This window comes from Exiguobacterium acetylicum DSM 20416 (assembly GCF_000702605.1).
Taxonomy (GTDB): domain Bacteria; phylum Bacillota; class Bacilli; order Exiguobacteriales; family Exiguobacteriaceae; genus Exiguobacterium_A; species Exiguobacterium_A acetylicum.
Genome location: NZ_JNIR01000001.1, coordinates 1,696,915 through 1,713,388, shown reverse-complemented (window position 1 = coordinate 1,713,388; position 16,474 = coordinate 1,696,915). Strand labels below are relative to the sequence as shown.

Annotated in this window: 15 protein-coding genes and 2 pseudogenes; 6 read left to right on the top strand and 11 right to left on the bottom strand. The window is 43.7% G+C overall.

Annotated elements, in window-relative coordinates; translation table 11 throughout:
* Positions 1-151 precede the first annotated feature (151 nt).
* Positions 152-1,795: a peptide ABC transporter substrate-binding protein gene (locus tag P401_RS0109295; protein ID WP_029342219.1), complete on the top strand. Its 1,644-nt coding sequence runs from the start codon at positions 152-154 to the stop codon at positions 1,793-1,795.
* A 117-nt stretch (positions 1,796-1,912) separates the two neighbouring features.
* A protein-coding gene (locus tag P401_RS0109285; protein WP_152548189.1) for an IS3 family transposase occupies positions 1,913-3,075 on the top strand; the annotation gives its coding sequence in 2 pieces (ribosomal slippage) (positions 1,913-2,189 and positions 2,189-3,075; 1,164 coding nt in all).
* Between the two features lie 60 nt (positions 3,076-3,135).
* Here the strand turns inward: P401_RS0109285 and P401_RS0109280 are convergent.
* Genes P401_RS0109280 through P401_RS0109270 form a run of 3 tightly spaced genes read right to left on the bottom strand, consistent with a single transcriptional unit; the run spans position 3,136 to position 4,795 of the window.
* Complete coding sequence (locus P401_RS0109280) at positions 3,136-3,633, bottom strand: hypothetical protein (protein WP_029342217.1); 498 nt, start codon at positions 3,631-3,633, stop codon at positions 3,136-3,138.
* Entirely contained in the window at positions 3,633-4,253 is a 621-nt protein-coding gene (locus tag P401_RS0109275) for a phosphatase PAP2 family protein (protein ID WP_051656288.1), read from the bottom strand. The genes P401_RS0109280 and P401_RS0109275 overlap by 1 nt, the downstream gene beginning before the upstream one ends.
* Entirely contained in the window at positions 4,253-4,795 is a 543-nt protein-coding gene (locus P401_RS0109270) for a phosphatidylglycerophosphatase A family protein (protein ID WP_034786059.1), read from the bottom strand. Before P401_RS0109270 ends, P401_RS0109275 begins: the two co-directional genes overlap by 1 nt.
* Positions 4,796-4,940: 145 nt before the next feature.
* Between P401_RS0109270 and P401_RS0109265 the strand changes: the two genes are divergently transcribed.
* Complete coding sequence (locus P401_RS0109265) at positions 4,941-5,453, top strand: YjcG family protein (RefSeq protein WP_029342214.1); 513 nt, start codon at positions 4,941-4,943, stop codon at positions 5,451-5,453.
* Between the two features lie 4 nt (positions 5,454-5,457).
* Here the strand turns inward: P401_RS0109265 and P401_RS0109260 are convergent, their stop codons facing one another.
* A complete protein-coding gene (locus P401_RS0109260) occupies positions 5,458-5,676 on the bottom strand; it encodes a hypothetical protein (protein ID WP_029342213.1) in 219 nt (72 codons plus the stop codon).
* A gap of 109 nt (positions 5,677-5,785) precedes the next feature.
* Positions 5,786-6,559, bottom strand: a complete 774-nt coding sequence (gene fabI / locus P401_RS0109255; RefSeq protein ID WP_029342212.1) for an enoyl-ACP reductase FabI — start codon at positions 6,557-6,559, stop codon at positions 5,786-5,788.
* 144 nt (positions 6,560-6,703) lie between these two features.
* Between fabI and P401_RS0109250 the strand changes: the two genes are divergently transcribed.
* The gene (locus tag P401_RS0109250) at positions 6,704-7,873 is read left to right on the top strand and encodes an FtsW/RodA/SpoVE family cell cycle protein (RefSeq protein WP_029342211.1); all 1,170 of its coding nucleotides are present in this window, start codon (positions 6,704-6,706) and stop codon (positions 7,871-7,873) included.
* A 53-nt stretch (positions 7,874-7,926) separates the two neighbouring features.
* Here the strand turns inward: P401_RS0109250 and P401_RS0109245 are convergent, their stop codons facing one another.
* The 3 genes and pseudogenes from P401_RS0109245 to P401_RS17705 all read right to left on the bottom strand — a co-directional run bounded on the left by P401_RS0109245 (position 7,927) and on the right by P401_RS17705 (position 10,289).
* Complete coding sequence (locus tag P401_RS0109245; protein WP_029342210.1) at positions 7,927-8,811, bottom strand: RluA family pseudouridine synthase; 885 nt, start codon at positions 8,809-8,811, stop codon at positions 7,927-7,929.
* 18 nt (positions 8,812-8,829) lie between these two features.
* The gene (locus tag P401_RS0109240) at positions 8,830-9,633 is read right to left on the bottom strand and encodes an NAD kinase (protein ID WP_023468882.1); all 804 of its coding nucleotides are present in this window, start codon (positions 9,631-9,633) and stop codon (positions 8,830-8,832) included.
* 10 nt (positions 9,634-9,643) lie between these two features.
* Positions 9,644-10,289, bottom strand: a pseudogene (locus P401_RS17705) (GTP pyrophosphokinase).
* 96 nt (positions 10,290-10,385) lie between these two features.
* On the opposite strand from P401_RS17705, the pseudogene P401_RS17700 reads away from it, so the two are divergent.
* Positions 10,386-10,966 (top strand): annotated as a pseudogene (locus P401_RS17700) (CYTH domain-containing protein).
* Positions 10,967-11,060: 94 nt separating this feature from the next.
* Entirely contained in the window at positions 11,061-11,852 is a 792-nt protein-coding gene (locus P401_RS0109225; RefSeq protein ID WP_029342209.1) for a DsbA family protein, read from the top strand.
* Positions 11,853-12,068: 216 nt separating this feature from the next.
* Here the strand turns inward: P401_RS0109225 and pepF are convergent, their stop codons facing one another.
* The 3 genes from pepF to cls form a co-directional block, all read right to left on the bottom strand.
* On the bottom strand, positions 12,069-13,871 hold the full coding sequence (pepF, locus tag P401_RS0109220; RefSeq protein WP_029342208.1) for an oligoendopeptidase F: 1,803 nt from the start codon (positions 13,869-13,871) through the stop codon (positions 12,069-12,071).
* 64 nt (positions 13,872-13,935) lie between these two features.
* The gene (locus tag P401_RS18315) at positions 13,936-14,886 is read right to left on the bottom strand and encodes a competence protein CoiA family protein (RefSeq protein ID WP_071908824.1); all 951 of its coding nucleotides are present in this window, start codon (positions 14,884-14,886) and stop codon (positions 13,936-13,938) included.
* Positions 14,887-14,904: 18 nt separating this feature from the next.
* Entirely contained in the window at positions 14,905-16,416 is a 1,512-nt protein-coding gene (gene cls, locus P401_RS0109210) for a cardiolipin synthase (RefSeq protein ID WP_034786055.1), read from the bottom strand.
* Positions 16,417-16,474 lie beyond the last annotated feature (58 nt).

Sequence of the window (16,474 nt, the reverse complement as noted above, 5' to 3'; positions counted from 1 at the left end):
ATTTAGAAAAATCGGATAAAAGGTTTGCAAAATTATCAGAACATTGTAAACTATTTGTAACGAAGGGTTTGATTCGAATATAGTAATTCTTTTTTTTCGGTCAAAAACCTGACAGTATCACTTTTTAGAAACCTAGGGGGGTCATCGTAACATGAAGAAGAAAAGTTTTGCTTTAGCTACTTCAGTAGCTCTCGTATCAAGTGCGTTCCTCGCAGCTTGTTCGACAACGGATTCAGGCGACAAATCGGGCGACACAGGTTCAGACAAAAAGTCTAGTGATCAAACACTTAACTTGATCGAAGGTTCGGATATCCCGACACTTAACCCGACGACTTCTACAGATGCAGTTTCATTCAACGTGTTGAACAACACGATGGAAGGTCTTTACCGTCTTGATGACAAACAGCAACCAACACCAGGTATCGCTGAGAGTCATGAAGTATCAGAAGACAAAAAGACGTACACGTTCAAATTACGTGATGCGAAATGGTCTGACGGTACTCCAATCACAGCTAAAGACTTTGAATATGCATGGAAAGAAGTTCTTAATCCAGAGAACGCTTCACAGTATGCATACGTCTTCTACAACATCGAAGGTGCAGAAGAGTACAACACGAAAAAAGGCGAGCGTGATGCTGTCGGCGTCAAAGCAATCGACGACAAAACGTTCGAAGTTAAGTTAAAAGCACCTGCAGACTACTTCCTCGGACTTACTGGATTCGGACCATTCATGCCGAAATCAGAAGAACTCTCGAAGAAAATCGGAAAAGACTTCGGTTCGACTGCAGACAAAGCGCTCTATAACGGACCATTCAAATTAACAGAGTGGACACGTGAGCAAGGCTGGAAAATGGTCAAAAACGATAACTACTGGGATAAAGATGCTGTTAAACTTAAAACGATCAACGTTAAGGTCGTTAAAGAAGTTGCAACTGGTGTTAACCTTTACGAAAAAGGTGACATCGATCGCACAGGTTTAACATCTGAGTTCGTTGCCCAGTTCAAAGATAATAAAGAATTCAAAACAAAAGGTGAATCAACAATCTTCTACCTCTACCTCAACACGAAGGTAAAAGCGCTTGATAACGAAAAAATCCGTCGCGCAATCGACATGGGTTACGATAAAAAAGGGATCACGGATGTTATCCTCGCAAACGGATCACTTCCAGCGAACTATCTCGTACCAAAAGATTTCGCGAAAGATGCTGACGGGAAAGATTTCCGTGATAAGTATCCAGCATTCAACGAATATAATGCAGACGAAGCGAAAAAACTCTGGGAAGAGGGACTTAAGGAAATCGGTCAAAAATCGGTTGATCTTGAACTCTTGAACTATGATAGCGACGATGCTAAGAAAATCGGTGAGTTCTTGAAAGGTGAACTTGAGAAAAACCTTCCAGGTATGAAGGTCACAATCAAACAACAACCATTCAAAAACAAACTTGATCTCGAAAACAAAGGGGACTTCCAGTTTTCATTCGCGGGCTGGGGACCTGACTACCAAGATCCGATGACGTTCCTCGATCTCTTCTTGACAGACGGACCATACAACCGTGGTAAGTGGTCAAACGAAGAGTATGATAAACTCATCAAAGATGCTCAAACACAAACAGATGCAGCAAAACGCTGGTCTGAATTGCAAGAAGCTGAGAAAATCCTTCTCGACTCTGCAGCGATCTCACCTGTTTATCAGCGTGGACGTGCATTCCTCGTCAAACCATACGTTAAAGGAGTCGTCGAGCATAACTTCGGCGCAGACTTCTCGTACAAATGGGCTTCGATCGAAGGAAAATAAGCAAAAAAAACTGCTTCCGATTTAATTCGGATGGGCTAACCTAAAATTTTGAGACAATATAAAACACCTTCGGAGTGGTACACTTTTAAAAAGTACTAACATCGGAGGTGTTTTTGCATGGGCAAAAACGTATATTCAAGTGAAGTGAAATGGGCAGTAGTCAAAGATAAGCTGAGTGGTAAGTTAACGACGAGAGAAATCATGGAGAAGTACGGAATCAAAAATGAATCTCAAATCAAAACATGGATGAGATGGTATCGCTCTAACGAACATTATCGATTTGATCAGCCAATCGGTAAACAATATACCTATGGACATGGTCCAGATTCTGCGAGTGAGGATGACAAGAGAGAACGACAAATGTCACATCTGAAGATGGAAAATGAGATCTTAAAAAAGTACATGGAAATCGAAAGAGAGTTGAGAAAGAAGTAGTCATAAAAATTGTAGAGTTTCTTCGGAGAAAGTATACAATCACCGCCATTCTTAGCGCTTTGAATGTACCAAGAGCAAGCTATTACCGTTGGATTAAGGAATCTGTGAAAGCACCTTCGGTGCTCGAAAAAACCGTCATTGAACTAAGTAAACAGACCAAGTATCGGAATGGACATCGAAAAATAAAGGCATTATTACAGCAAATCTATCAGTTAAAAGCCAATCGGAATACCGTACAGAAAATCATGCAAAAACACCATCTCCAATGTCGGATCAAGCCGAAGCGAAGATGGAAGTCTCAAGGTGAGCGCATCATAACGGCACCGGATCTCATCAAGCGCGATTTCACAGCAAGTAAACCGAATCAAAAGTGGGTGACGGATATCACCTATATCCAATACGGCAGCACGACGAAATATCTTTCCATCATCATGGATCTTTTTAATAACGAAATCGTCGCATACAAGTTATACGAGCATCAACAAACGTCTCTTGTGATTGATACGTTGAAGATAGCGCTTGAGAATCGAAACTATCCCGAAGGGGTCATCCTTCATTCGGACCAAGGAAGTGTCTATACGTCATACGCCTTTCAAGAATTCGTTAAAAGGAATCACCTAACAAGCAGTATGTCTCGTAGAGGAAACTGTTGGGACAACGCAGTTATCGAATCGTTCCACTCTAATTTAAAGTCCGAGGAATTCCAGTACGTCAAATTTAATTCACTAAGAGACCATGAGGTCTCTGAACGCGTTACTAATTACTTAAATTACTATAACGAAGAACGAATCCAAGAAAAATTAGGCTACCTGACACCGAAAAAATACGGTGTACAGGCAGCCTAATCAAGGTGTTTTATATGTGTCTCATATTGCTAGGTCAGTCTAGTCTACCGTCCGGTTTTTTCATGTCGTTTCATACTTACGAAATAGTTCTTCTAGTAATACCGCTTCGTCCGTCGTCCGTTGAATCGGTTCATGCGGCAGCGTGATTACACTGGATAACGTCTCAGAAGGATATACATCGATTGAAACTTGTTCCATTTCGATGAGATACTCAAGAATGGAATTAAGTGATGTCTCCTTATTGAATTGACGAAGCCAATTTTCATATCGACGATCCACTTTTCCTTCTTTGAGCAAAATCTTTCCACCGTCAATGATCGCCCACTTAGGTGGCGCATCGATTTGAAAGAGTTCCAACTGCTGGTACTCTTCCATCGTTCGTTTCGTCACCGGAACAACACCGTTAATCGATACTAACCGTTTTAATCTAAGATGCGCTCGCATCGTCATGAAACGAGGTCGCCCAGCGACTCGCTCGACAAGCAACGTCGGCTTGTTGATGGAGCGCATCGTCTCTTCATCAAATAACAAACTGTGATCAACATCTAACAGTAACATCAAGCCACTCCTTTTTTTCTACGGGAGACGATGAATGCATAGGAGCTACATAAAAGAATTCCGGCAAAACAATACCCACCGATGACATCTGAGAAATAGTGAACGTTTAAAATGATTCGAGAAGCTCCCATGGCGAGGAATAATCCAATCGTCACGATCGATACAAGTACTTTCCCACCTGTTTTTAGATGATGAAACGCAACAACGAGAAATCCAGCATAGACAGCAAATGCCATCGCAGAATGACCGCTCGGAAAACTGTATCCTACGCCGCCAACCAGTTCGTTTAATGAAGGTCGCTCTCGAACAAAAGCGAATTTAACGACTTGATTCAACACCCCTACCGATATTGCCATGAGCACATACCAGATGCTTGCGATACGATCTCGCCACAAGACATAACTCAGTATGCCAAGTAACGCTGTCATCGTCATCGCTCCTGGACCTGATCCGAGTTGAGTGAACCAAGAAACGTAATCCCCAGGAACATGTTGCGACATGTATGATGATAATTGGGCATCAAATAAGAAATAGCCTGTCATTCGAATCGAGACAGCGATGATCACGAACAAGACGACAGCAATAGACGCACCTGTCCATGCCGCTCTCGCACCCCGCATTAGTATGTCCCCTTACGTTCTTCTAATTCTTCTGCTGAGTAGTCTTCTTTATCCCGCAAGCGATGCGCTAGTCGTCCGGACGCGTTTGCTGCGATGGCCGCGACGATATCATCCATGAACGTATTGACTTTTCCATCCCCAAGCTTCGTATCGAGTTCTTTGATGATACCGACCTTTGCTTTATCCAAATAGCCGAACGTCGTAACCGCAATCGAACCATACGTGTTGACGGCGCCAATCGCAATCGTCTCATCTACGCCAAATAGCCCTTCATCGCTTTGGATGATGGACAGGAGGGGTTCTGATAATAACCCTTTTTCCGCCAAGATGTCTAGTTCTGCTCCGACGAGAATCGCATGTTGTAATTCACGTTTTTCAAGAACACGTTCTACTGAACTGACACATGTTTCAATTGTCAGATCTACCGTGTATGGGGCCTGCATCTGGTACACGATTTCAGCAATCGCATGAATCGTTACCCCTCGTTCATGTAACTTATCGATAGCTGCCTGTTTGACTTCTTTTGAATGTGTTTTCTTCATGACTATATCCACCTCTCCAACAAAGTACTTCATTAGTATACACGGATTCTGAACCTCCTCTCAAACTTCTTTGACATCGACGCCAGAATCCGTCATGATTATTTTGTAAAGCGTTATCATTTCAGGGGAAAGTAGGGGATTTTCGATGAACATCGGGGTTGTATTGTTTCCATCGAAACGCGTTCAAGATTTTGCAAATTCATACCGAAAGAGATATGACTCGAAGTATGCACTGATCACACCTCATATCACGCTACGGGAGCGGATGGAAGTCGATGAGACAGAATTAGACCACATCGTGACGGAGTTGAATCGAATCGCGTCCGAAACGAAGCCTGTCAATTTGCACATTCAAGGAGCTCGTTCGTTCCATCCGACGAACAATGTCTTGTTCCTTAAAGTAATGCCAACGGATGAGTTAGAACAATTACATCGCGCTTTGCATACAGGGCCACTCGAACATAAGCCGAAATACGATTTCTTGCCACATATCACGATTGGTCAAGAACTGTCGGATGTCGAACTGTTCGACGTGTTAGAACGTCTCAAGATGGAAGATATTCGTTTCCAAGAGGACGTTACGAAAATGGCTTTATTGTATGAACTGGAAAACGGTGCTTGGAGTGTCTATGAGACATTCCGCTTCTCAGGTCAATGAATGATTAAACTTCCCGGTCGAAGCTTCGACCGGGAAGTTTTAGTTCTGGTAATACACCGTATGCATTTGCTTGTTCTTCTAAAAAATCGTCAGTTTCATGTTCACGATAAGCATCGATTGGGCGAATTGGTTGAATCCGAGCGACTGGCTCAGTCTTTAGTTGTGGATCGACACGTACTTGACGGTTCACATATTGCACGACTGTAAAATCGATTGCATTCATCCATTACACTTCCTCTCTCCTTCAACATGTTCATATTTGATACTTCCCCGATCCAGCACAAAAAAACCAAGCCTCCCACTTAGGAAAGCCTGGCTTAATCGATCTTTTATTAAAGAATGTGGAATCCGCTATCAACGTGAAGGATTTCTCCTGTCACCCCACTCGACATTTGTGAAAGCAAGAACAGTCCACTTTGACCAATTTGTTCTGTCGTGACGTTACGATGAAGTGGCGCACGTTCTTCGATGCTATCAAGAATCGAATTGAAGTCGCCGACACCTTTTGCTGATACTGTCCGAATTGGACCAGCTGAGATGGCATTGACACGAACGCCTTGCTGACCATATTCAGCAGCGAGATAACGAACGCTTGCATCTAATGCGGCTTTCGCAACACCCATGACGTTGTAGTTCGGAACCATCTTCTCACCACCAAGGTACGTCAACGTGATGACGGATGCATCTTCCGTAAAGAAATCCTTCGCCGCCTTGACGACTGCTGTTAAGCTGTAGGCTGAGATATCAAGTGCTTGCGCAAACTGTTCACGCGTTACTCCAGAGAATTCACCACGAAGCGCTTCTTTGTCCGCGAATGCGATCGAGTGAGCGATTCCTGAAATCTTACCGTGATCCGCATGGATTGTTTGGAAGACCTGTTCGATTTCTTCATCACTTGTGACATCACACGTATAATAAGAAGCCGGACGTGATAATTCTTGCCCTAATTTTTCAAGTGGTGCTTTAAAACGTTCCCCGACATATGTAAATGCCAGGCTTGCTCCAGCAGCGTCGAGCGCACGTGCGATACCCCATGCAATCGAACGTTGGTTGATGACGCCCATGACGACGTACGTCTTGCCTTCGAGTGAAGGATAAATATTCATGATAGAGTCCCCCTTGAATTAGTACCTGGTAATAAAACCTATCTTCAGGTTACAAAAACGTAACGCTTCTGTCAACCATCGCTCTTGATATTGCGGATTTGATAAATTACGGTAATATAGAAAGTGATAGAAAGTAGGGATGAAATGAATCGATTCAAATCATTTACACAACGTTATGATCATACGTTGCTTTTTTTACTCGCCTGTCTGATGGTCATCAGTATCATCGCCATCTATACAGCACAACCTTCGCTTAAAGGTGCGATCAGTGCCATCAACTTCTCTGCCAAACAAATTCAATGGTATGTCATCGGCTTCATGGCGTTATCCGTCGTCATTTTCATCGATTATGAACAGTTGAAGCGATTCCACTGGTTTTTATATGGAGCAGGTATCGTGTCATTGATCGGTCTTGTCATTTTCCGTGGTACACCAATCGTCACTGAAATCAAAGGGGCATACGGTTGGTATCAATTCCCCGTTATCGGTACGGTCCAACCGGCTGAGTTCATGAAGTTCTTTTTGATCGTGACGCTCGCTGCCGTTATTACCGAGCACAATGCGCGTTATGTTCAACATGAAAGAGATCTCTTGTTACTTATCAAGTTAGTCGCGGTTACAGCCTTGCCGCTCGGTCTCATCATCATTCAGCCCGATTTAGGGATTGGTTTGATTCTCTGCGTCATCTTGGCATGTGCGATGTTATTATCAGGACTAAATTGGAAATGGCTTTTGACAATGTTCGGTCTGTTTGCAGGCGCCGTCATCATCTTCTTTTATCTGTTCTTTTTCCAGAACGATTTACTCGCCACCTTTTTCCCGGGTCACGCGATGAACCGGATCATGGCTTGGTTGCAACCATTCGAATATGCGGATGATCTGTCGTACCAGCTCGTCCAAGCAATCAACGCTACAGGTTCAGGGCAAATGTTCGGCGTTGGATACGGGAAACTGCAAGTGTTTGTTCCAGAATTGCATACAGACTTCATCTTTACGACGATTGCCTCACACTACGGTTTCATTGGAGCTGCCATCGTCTTGATCGTCTTGTTCCTGTTCGTCTATCGCTTGATTCAAATTGCACTTGAAACGGCGGATCCATTTGGCACCTATATCGTGACAGGATACGTCGCGATGTTTACGTTCCAGATTTTCCAAAACATCGGGATGACGATTGGTGTCTTACCGATCACAGGTCTTCCCTTACCGTTCATCAGTTATGGTGGATCAACGATGATCGTAAACCTCGTCGGTCTAGGATTGATCATGGCAATCGCCTCTCAATCTCGGATTTCCATGTTCGATGAGGACTAAACACAAATAAAAGGCAGTGGACCAAGTCCATTGCCTTTTATTTGTGTACTTCATCATTCCAGTCGGAGATCCTCAGGAAGTGGTGCTTCAAAACGAACCCGTTCTCCCGTCGCAGGATGAAGGAACGTTGCTGACGCACTATGGAGCGCCTGACGCGGCAGCAACGGGTTTCCTTGATACATCGTATCGCCAATCAAAGGATGCCCAAGAAAAGCAAGGTGGACACGAATTTGGTGTGTCCGACCCGTCTCTAGTCGGATATCGAGTAATGAGATTTCTTGGTCAAAGGCTCGAACTAGACGGCTATTTAAGATATGCGTAATGGCTCGTTGACCATCTGGTCGTACCATCCGTTCCATGAAAGAATGATCGGTTTGACCAATCGGTTGATCAATCGTTTGTACCGGTACGTTTCCGGGTGCATACGCTAAATAATGTCGTTCTAATTCATTGGATCGTTGCATAAGACTCATCCGGTGATGGGCAAGCCCATGTTTCGCGAACAAGACAAGACCACTCGTATCACGATCGAGCCGATTAACGATATGGATCGCATACGGAATTCCTTGTTTTCGGTAATAACCAAGGACATAGTTCGATAATGAGCGTTCTGGATGCAATCGTGACGGGATCGATGCCATGCCTGGCGGTTTATTGACGACGAGTAACCAATCGTCTTCAAACAAAATATCAAGTTCCCCTTCTGTCGCCACCATATCCGGTGCTGGTGTCTCTTCCGGGAAGAAGATATGGACATGATCACCCGCGTGTAAGACGTCGTGGACGTTAACATGCTGACCATTACGCGTGATATCCCCATGATTTTTAATCGATACTAACATTTTTCGTGAAATTCCTAAGCGGGTCGTACAAAAATGACTGACACGCCAGCCATTCTCGATGTCAGTCACCATCTGTTGTAGCTGAAATCCATTCATGTTTCCATTTCCTTTACTTTAACGTCTTTCGTCTGCCAGGAAAGATTCCCGCACCCGTTGCCAGAACGGGAAAGAACGAAAACGAGCAAATTTCACTTTTTTATCAGAGACCCGGCACCGAATCGATGTCACGTTTTGATGAATGATCGAAGCATAGTGGTCATAGGTCATCTGAAAATCAATCGGATTGACGGGACGAATTTCGACATCATGATGTTTCGGTAGCAACATCGGTGAGCCGATCGTCCGGTAGACACGATTGTTGATGGAAGCCATCTCTGTAATTTGAATTGCTTCGAGCGCCGGGTGAACGATCGCTCCGCCGAGTGCCTTATTGTAAGCTGTCGAACCAGACGGTGTCGATACACACAACCCGTCCCCTCGGAATGTCTCGAAGTAGTCGCCTCGAATCGATAAATCGCAAACGAGCGTCTGATTAAAACTTTTAATCGTACATTCATTCAAGGCAAGCAGTTGGTTGTGTGAACCATCCGCATAATCAATCGAGAGTTCAAGCAATGGGTATTGAACCGTCGCCAAATCCTGCTTCGCGATATGATCAATCAGTTCATCCATTTCTTCAGGGCGCCAATCCGCATAAAAACCAAGATGCCCCGTATGAATCCCAACAAGCGTGATCGTCTCTACTTGATCGAGATACGAATGAAACGCCTGTAACATCGTTCCGTCTCCACCGATCGAGACGACGATTTCCGGCTGGCTGACATCAAGAATACATCCTCGATCCGTCAATGCCTGCTCGAGTTGCTGTTTCAGCGCATGAGATCGCTCATCATCACGAGCCGTGATTGCAAAACGCATGGTCATCCCCCTACTCTTTTAATCGTTCAGACGCCTTAGCGTCGCGTTGAAAGACGAGTTGTGCGTCTTGGATTTCTACTTTCAGCTGGCTCATCTCCGCATCAAGCAAAAATGCTGCCTCTGCCGCACGCCGCAATCGCTCACGCGTCTCTTCCGGAATATTTCCTTGGTACTTATAGTTCAACGAGTGTTCAATCGTTGCCCAGAAGTTCATCGCAAGCGTTCGAATTTGAATTTCGACTAATGTCGGAACTTCACCTTCGATTGTCTGTACCGGATAGGCAATGATGACGTGATACGATCGATAGCCACTATCCTTTTTTTGCGTAATGTAGTTTCGTTCTTCGACGATTTTGAAATCTCCGCGCGAGCGCAAGAGCTCAAGGACATGAATGATATCATCGACGAATTGACACATGATACGTAATCCGGCGATATCCTGCATATCTTGTTCTAATGACTCGCGCGCAATTGCTTTTCGTTCCGCTTTTTGAAGAATGCTCTTTACAGGTTTGACCCGTCCTGTGACAAATTCAATCGGTGAATGTTCTCCCCGTTGCTGAAATTGTTTACGAATCGCTTTTTAGCTTAACTTTCAACTCATCGACCGCGATTTGATACGGCGCAAGAAATAAATCCCAATTTTCTTTTGTCATCTGATTTGTCACCACTTTTAATCGAATAGTATTGGTTCGGTGCCTGTTCCTACCTCATTCATGTTATCATATTTTCAGACATTCAACTAGAAAGGCGTGATTCCGATTAGACAAGAATTGGAAATCGAATTTAAGAACTTATTGTCTGAACAAGAATATCTATCACTATTTACCCATTATGCGTCAACAAAACAACCCATTTGGCAAGCAAATGATTATTTTGATACACCAGATTTTGAACTTCGTAAAAAAGGCGCTGCATTACGGATTCGTGAAAAAAACAGGGACTCGTACTGACTTTAAAACAACCTCATGAAAAGGGGTTGCTTGAGACACATGTCACGTTATCAGCAACTGAAGCAGAAGATTTATTCAAATACGGTCTAATTCATTCCGAAGAGATGAACAATCAGCTAAATTCATTTGATTTACAGGGATCTTTAGAACATTTAGGTCGATTAGAGACAGAACGAATCGAAACCGTTCTTCCAGAAGGATTGCTTGTCCTTGATAAAAGTCGCTATCTCGGACATACCGATTATGAGTTAGAGTTTGAGGTCAGTAACTTCGAACAAGGGCAAAAGGATTTCGAGCGACTTCTTTCAGAACACGACATTCCCAAGCGCAAAACAAAAAACAAAATCGTTCGCTTCATGGAACGTAAAGCGCTTTCTTGATTTTTCGTGTAAGAATGAACAAGCAAAACCTTTGCTCTTTCTTTTTTTTCGTTGCTAAAATAGGGTAACGATAACAACAGGAAGGGGTGAACGGATGGAACACGCACAATGCAACGGATCTTATTGTTCATTGGACGAACCATCGATTCAACAACCGACGAAACCTCTGGAAATCTATCATTTTCTAGATGTGACACAAACGGATGGTTTACGGTTGATACCCGTCCTCAAGAAGCTAGAGCTAGAATATGGTCATCTGTTCCGTCTTCGGACGATTGCAACGATTCCATGTGCTCCATCACGATCTGCATGCGATATGTCACCACTCGTCATTCTAAAAGCAATTGAGCTTCAAGGAAAAACGTTTGGTATGCGATTCATGCGACGCCTTCGAATGCTTCATAACGTCGAAGGAGAAAGTGCTTATAGTCGCCCATCATTGATGCGGCTAGCAGAAGCATTGACGGAGTATGGTTTGGATTTAGAAGAGTTCCATCGTGATGTGTCGTCGGATACGATTCAGCAAATGCTCGAGAAAGAAACTGAACTAGTCACCGAGTGGGATGTTCGGATTCTTCCGACACTTGCTTTCGTCGGAGACGAAGAAGCGATTAAAGCAGAAGGACCTTATGAGTATTTGGTGTATGTCTCGATCTTAAGTGAATTGCTAGATCATACGATCGAAAAACAACCGAAGCCACCACTCGAACAATTCTTGAGACGGTATGAAACAGCAACAACGGCTGAAATCGCCTTTATTTATGACGCTCCTGAATCCCAGATTGAACATGAATTAAAAAAACTAGTCTTGCAACAAAAATGTGCTTCTCTATCGTACTGTGATGGAAAAGTATGGCGTCATTTAAAAGATTCGGCACATGCATGATAAAAACATAAAAAGGACAGTGAAGCGTGCTTCACTGTCCTTTTTATGTTCAATCATAGACAAAAGAAAAAGTCCCTCATGACGAGAAGGACTTTTCTTTTGACCACTGGATGGGGGAAAAAGAGAATCGACTGGGGAATGTGACCCTCTTCACAATATAAGTATATCGTGGACCTCTCCTCTTTTCCACTCTTTGTTCACTTTGTCACAAAGATGTCACTCTGCTAACAAAGATTCAAATTCATCTAGGACACGTTCAAATTGACGAAGTGCTGCTTCCACTGGTGCTTTTGTTGTCATATCAACACCCGCAGCTTTTAACACTTCGATTGGATAATCACTTGATCCCGCTTTTAAGAAATTGTTGATGTATCGCTCTACAGCAGGTTGTCCTTCTTCTAGAATCTGATCCGTCAAGGCAGCAGCAGCAGAAATACCTGTTGCATACTGATAGACATAATAATTGTAGTAGAAGTGTGGAATCCGAGCCCATTCTAGACCAATTTCTTCATCTAATACAATTTCTTCTCCGAAGTATTTTTGATTCAACGCATAATACGTTGACGTTAGGAATTCCGGTGTCAGCGATTGTCCAAGACGAGCCGCATCATGGATTGCATGTTCGAACTCGGCGAACATCGTTTGTCGGAACAATGTTCCGCGGAATGTTTCGAGTTGATTGTTCAATAGATAGAGTTTTTCTTTACGATCCGTCACTTTTTTCAATAGATAGTCGTTCAATAATGCTTCATTCGTCGTTGAGGCGACTTCTGCGACGAAGATTGAATAGTCACCATATGGATATGGTTGAGATTTCCGCGTGTAATAACTATGGACAGAATGTCCGAATTCATGTGCGAGTGTAAAGAGGTTGTTGATGTTGTCTTGCCAGTTCATCAAAATGAACGGCTGTGTATCATAAGCACCAGAAGAGTAAGCTCCACTCCGTTTACCACGCGTCTCCCGGACATCAACCCAACGTTCAGACAATCCTTCTTCGAGGATGTGCTTGTACTCCGCTCCGAGCGGGGCGAGTCCTTCAACCATCAATTGTTTCGCTTCCTCGTAAGAGACTTTCATCTCCACCTCAGAAACGAGTGGTGTGTACATATCATACACGTGTAGTTCATCGAGTCCGAGCACCCGCTTACGCAGGGCGACGTAACGATGGAGCAGTGGTAAATGCTCATGTACCGCTTCAACTAATCCATCATAGACGGACTCAGGAATCGCATTACCGTGTAAAGCTGCTGCGCGTGCCGATGGGAACTTCCGGACATCCGCATAGAAGTTGTCTTTCTTAACTGACCCAGCAAGTGTCGAGGCGAGTGTATTGGTGTATTTCGCATATGTTCCGTACATCGCTTTAAATGCTGCTTCACGGACCGAACGATCAGATGATTCAAGGAATGTGATGAAGCGACCATGTGTCAACTCTGTCTCTTCTCCGTCTTCCCCTTTAATTTTCGGGAATGTCAGATCTGCATTGTTCAACATACCGAACGTCGTACCGGATTGACCGAGTACTTCTCCTGCCTTCGCAAGAATCGCTTCTTCTGCTTCCGTCAGGACGTGTTCACGCTCTTGATTCAATTCATCAAATGCGTGACGATACATCGCAAGATCTGGATTCTCATTAAGATACGTCTCAATCGTTGACTCAGGTACAGCTAATAGTTCTGGTGTCATGAAAGCAAGTGTTGCTCCGATTTGCGACGCGAGCGTCCGAGCACGGTCGTTCATGGCTTGATAGAAGCTGTCTGCTGTATTTTCGTCATAACGCATGTGCGCGTATGTATAAAGCTTATAAAGGCGTCTTGAGACTTCGTCTCGTAACTGTAACCCTTCATAGAGCGTTTCTGCACTCTGTCCAAGACGACCCTTATACTCGACGAGTAATGGAAGCATCGCTTTCACCGATTCGAATTCTTCTTCCCACGCTTCGTTCGTTGCGTAAATCGACTCTAGATTCCATGTTTCTGTAACGTCAACATCTTGACGTGTTAATACTTCTGCCATTTCCCTCACTCCTTTAATTCAGTTATACCTGTTTTCTTTTCGACAAACAATCGAAGTGCTCCTGCTAAAACAGCTTATTCGCCTCCTCAATCCGCTCCATCCATTCCCTGACAAGAGCATCAATCAACTCTCTTTCAATTGATAGATTCAATTGCTGAAGCAGTTGATTTATGGCATGTTCCAGACAGATCGAAGTATATCTTCCTTTTAGCTCTAAAAAGACGACGATTTGAAATTCAAAGGGATGGACGGGTAGAAATAATAAACGTGTGATGGGAAGAAAGACAAAAGAGGGAAGATTTTGTAGATGGAAACCTGCTTGATACAGTGGAACCTTTAGGAGGCGTGGAGGTAATGAAGGATAAAAAGGACGTCGACGATAGCGATGAACGATTCCTTGCCATCGAGCGATTGAAAATTTCCGAGGAAATGATGAAGACTCTATCGAGAGAAAATCAGATAACGAAAGCGATTGAACCGTACAATAGACATGATGTTTCGCAAAAGGAACCGGATGTCGAAATCTCCGGATTTGATTCTCGACGATTAGATCCAAATAATCATTTTGTAAAAATGCTTGTCGCATCCAACCTTGCAATCGCAATGTGACACCCTGTGAAGGATGAAATCCGATCCACCGAACTGTTTGTTCTTGTTTCGCATCAAGTATGGCTCGTCTCATCCATTCCTCTGCCGACATTGGAGAACGTTGAATTTCAATTCCAAGTTCCCTTTCTGGTATCCACAGGTCAAAACGTCTCTCTCCAGTCATCCATTCAAATTCGACTTGGATACCTGCGTTTATTAAAGAATCGGCAATACGCTTTTTCCAGGACATATGCAAACTACTTTCTCCTGAACAAGCTGAGATATGTGCAAAATGTGGTCGTCGTCCTTGCCTGACGCGCAATGGCTTCAGGCAATACGGACAACGTAAGGACATCGCTTTTAATTCATGGATGGGAAATCTGTGAATCATGATGCGTTTACCAGAAGCATTAATGGCTTCAAACATCTGAATCGTCCCCTTTTGCTAGAGTAACGGTGAGAATAAACGTGAAATTGATTCAATCAATCGACGGCGTAATGGACGCCGATGAAACAGATCAGCATCAACTTGTGTTGAATGGCTAAAATCTTCATAAAAATCACGTGTCAGTTCATGAACAGAGTTTGTTCCGTATAAAAAAGCATTCACTTCGAAATTCAAATGAAAACTACGTAAATCCATGTTCGCTGTCCCAATCGTTGCGATGGCGTCATCGACGACGATGACTTTCGAGTGCATGAACCCTTTGTTGTACTCGTAGATTTTCACACCAGCTTGTAGCAAATCATCAAAGTATGAACGGCTCGCATAAAACACGATTTTATGATCTGGGAAACTCGGTAGTAGAATACGGACATCAATCCCTGCCATAGCAGCTGTCTTCAGCGCTGTCATGAGATCTTCGTCCGGTATCAAATACGGGGAAGCAATATAGACCGATTCACGCGCTTCCGTGATGAGCCCGAAGTAAAGTGATTTCATTGCCTCATGTGGCTCATCAGGTCCGCTTGCAATGATTTGAACGCCTCCTGTTGCTTCTTCAACGTACTCAAGTGGCTCCATATAAAACGGGGTAAACAGCCGTTCACCGGTCATGTAATACCAGTCTTGCAAAAAAATCAATTGGAGTTCAGAGACAGCCTCTCCTCTTACAAGAAGGTGAGTATCACGCCAGAAACCAAAATGTTGATCACGACCGATATACTCGTCGCCAATGTTGATTCCGCCTGTAAAAGCAACCGTTCCATCGATGACGACGATTTTCCGATGATTCCGGTAGTTAGATTTACTCGAAATAAACGGTAAGACGACGGGGAAAAACGCACGAACCTCAATACCAGCCGCCTGCATCTTCTTGAAATAATGTTTATCCGTCGAAAAACATCCGACAGCATCATAAAGAAAGCGGACCTCGATTCCTTGCTTGGCCTTTTCAATCAACGCTTCCTGTAACTGAAGCGCAAGTTGATCATCGCGTACGATATAGTACTCCAAATGAATATGATGCTGTGCTTGACGAATCTCTTCTAAAAGAATCGGAAACTTTTCCTGACCATTCGTCAAGATCCTTGTATGTGTATTATACGAAATCGGAAGGCGACTGATTGAATCGATAAGTGTCACAACTTTTCCATAATGTCCTTCTTGGAACACTGATTGGTGTACCCCTGCCTTAAACTGGGTACGATATTTAATGTAAGACTCTTCATCAAGCATTGCCTTCAGTCGAAACATTCGTTTTCGACGGTAATTCTGACCAAATGTGAAATACACGAATACGCCAACGACAGGCAATGCCATCATGACGAGTGCCCAGACGAGCGTTCGTTCTGGGTTCCGATTTTCAAGTAAAATGATGACGAACACGCTCATGACGACCAAGATGATGACGATGGACAGCCAACCTACCATATAGACACTCCAATAGTAGGATAAAAAGGCAATCAAGCCGATGGTCAAGATGAGGGTCATGAGAAGTTGTACACGTCGTAGCATGAATCCCCCTCCTTTTTTATGTAGATCGTACAAATCGTATTTTAACTGATGACAGAAA

Coding starts and splice junctions, on each gene's coding strand:
- fabI (WP_029342212.1), bottom strand. CDS start 6,559: ATGAATATTTATCCTTCACTCGAAGGCAAGACGTACGTCGTCATGGGC.
- P401_RS0109280 (WP_029342217.1), bottom strand. CDS start 3,633: ATGTTACTGTTAGATGTTGATCACAGTTTGTTATTTGATGAAGAGACG.
- P401_RS0109265 (WP_029342214.1), top strand. CDS start 4,941: ATGAACATCGGGGTTGTATTGTTTCCATCGAAACGCGTTCAAGATTTT.
- cls (WP_034786055.1), bottom strand. CDS start 16,416: ATGCTACGACGTGTACAACTTCTCATGACCCTCATCTTGACCATCGGC.
- P401_RS0109260 (WP_029342213.1), bottom strand. CDS start 5,676: ATGAATGCAATCGATTTTACAGTCGTGCAATATGTGAACCGTCAAGTA.
- P401_RS0109275 (WP_051656288.1), bottom strand. CDS start 4,253: ATGCGGGGTGCGAGAGCGGCATGGACAGGTGCGTCTATTGCTGTCGTC.
- P401_RS0109295 (WP_029342219.1), top strand. CDS start 152: ATGAAGAAGAAAAGTTTTGCTTTAGCTACTTCAGTAGCTCTCGTATCA.
- P401_RS0109270 (WP_034786059.1), bottom strand. CDS start 4,795: ATGAAGAAAACACATTCAAAAGAAGTCAAACAGGCAGCTATCGATAAG.
- P401_RS0109245 (WP_029342210.1), bottom strand. CDS start 8,811: ATGAATGGATTTCAGCTACAACAGATGGTGACTGACATCGAGAATGGC.
- P401_RS0109225 (WP_029342209.1), top strand. CDS start 11,061: ATGGAACACGCACAATGCAACGGATCTTATTGTTCATTGGACGAACCA.
- P401_RS18315 (WP_071908824.1), bottom strand. CDS start 14,886: ATGTTTGAAGCCATTAATGCTTCTGGTAAACGCATCATGATTCACAGA.
- pepF (WP_029342208.1), bottom strand. CDS start 13,871: ATGGCAGAAGTATTAACACGTCAAGATGTTGACGTTACAGAAACATGG.
- P401_RS0109250 (WP_029342211.1), top strand. CDS start 6,704: ATGAATCGATTCAAATCATTTACACAACGTTATGATCATACGTTGCTT.
- P401_RS0109240 (WP_023468882.1), bottom strand. CDS start 9,633: ATGCGTTTTGCAATCACGGCTCGTGATGATGAGCGATCTCATGCGCTG.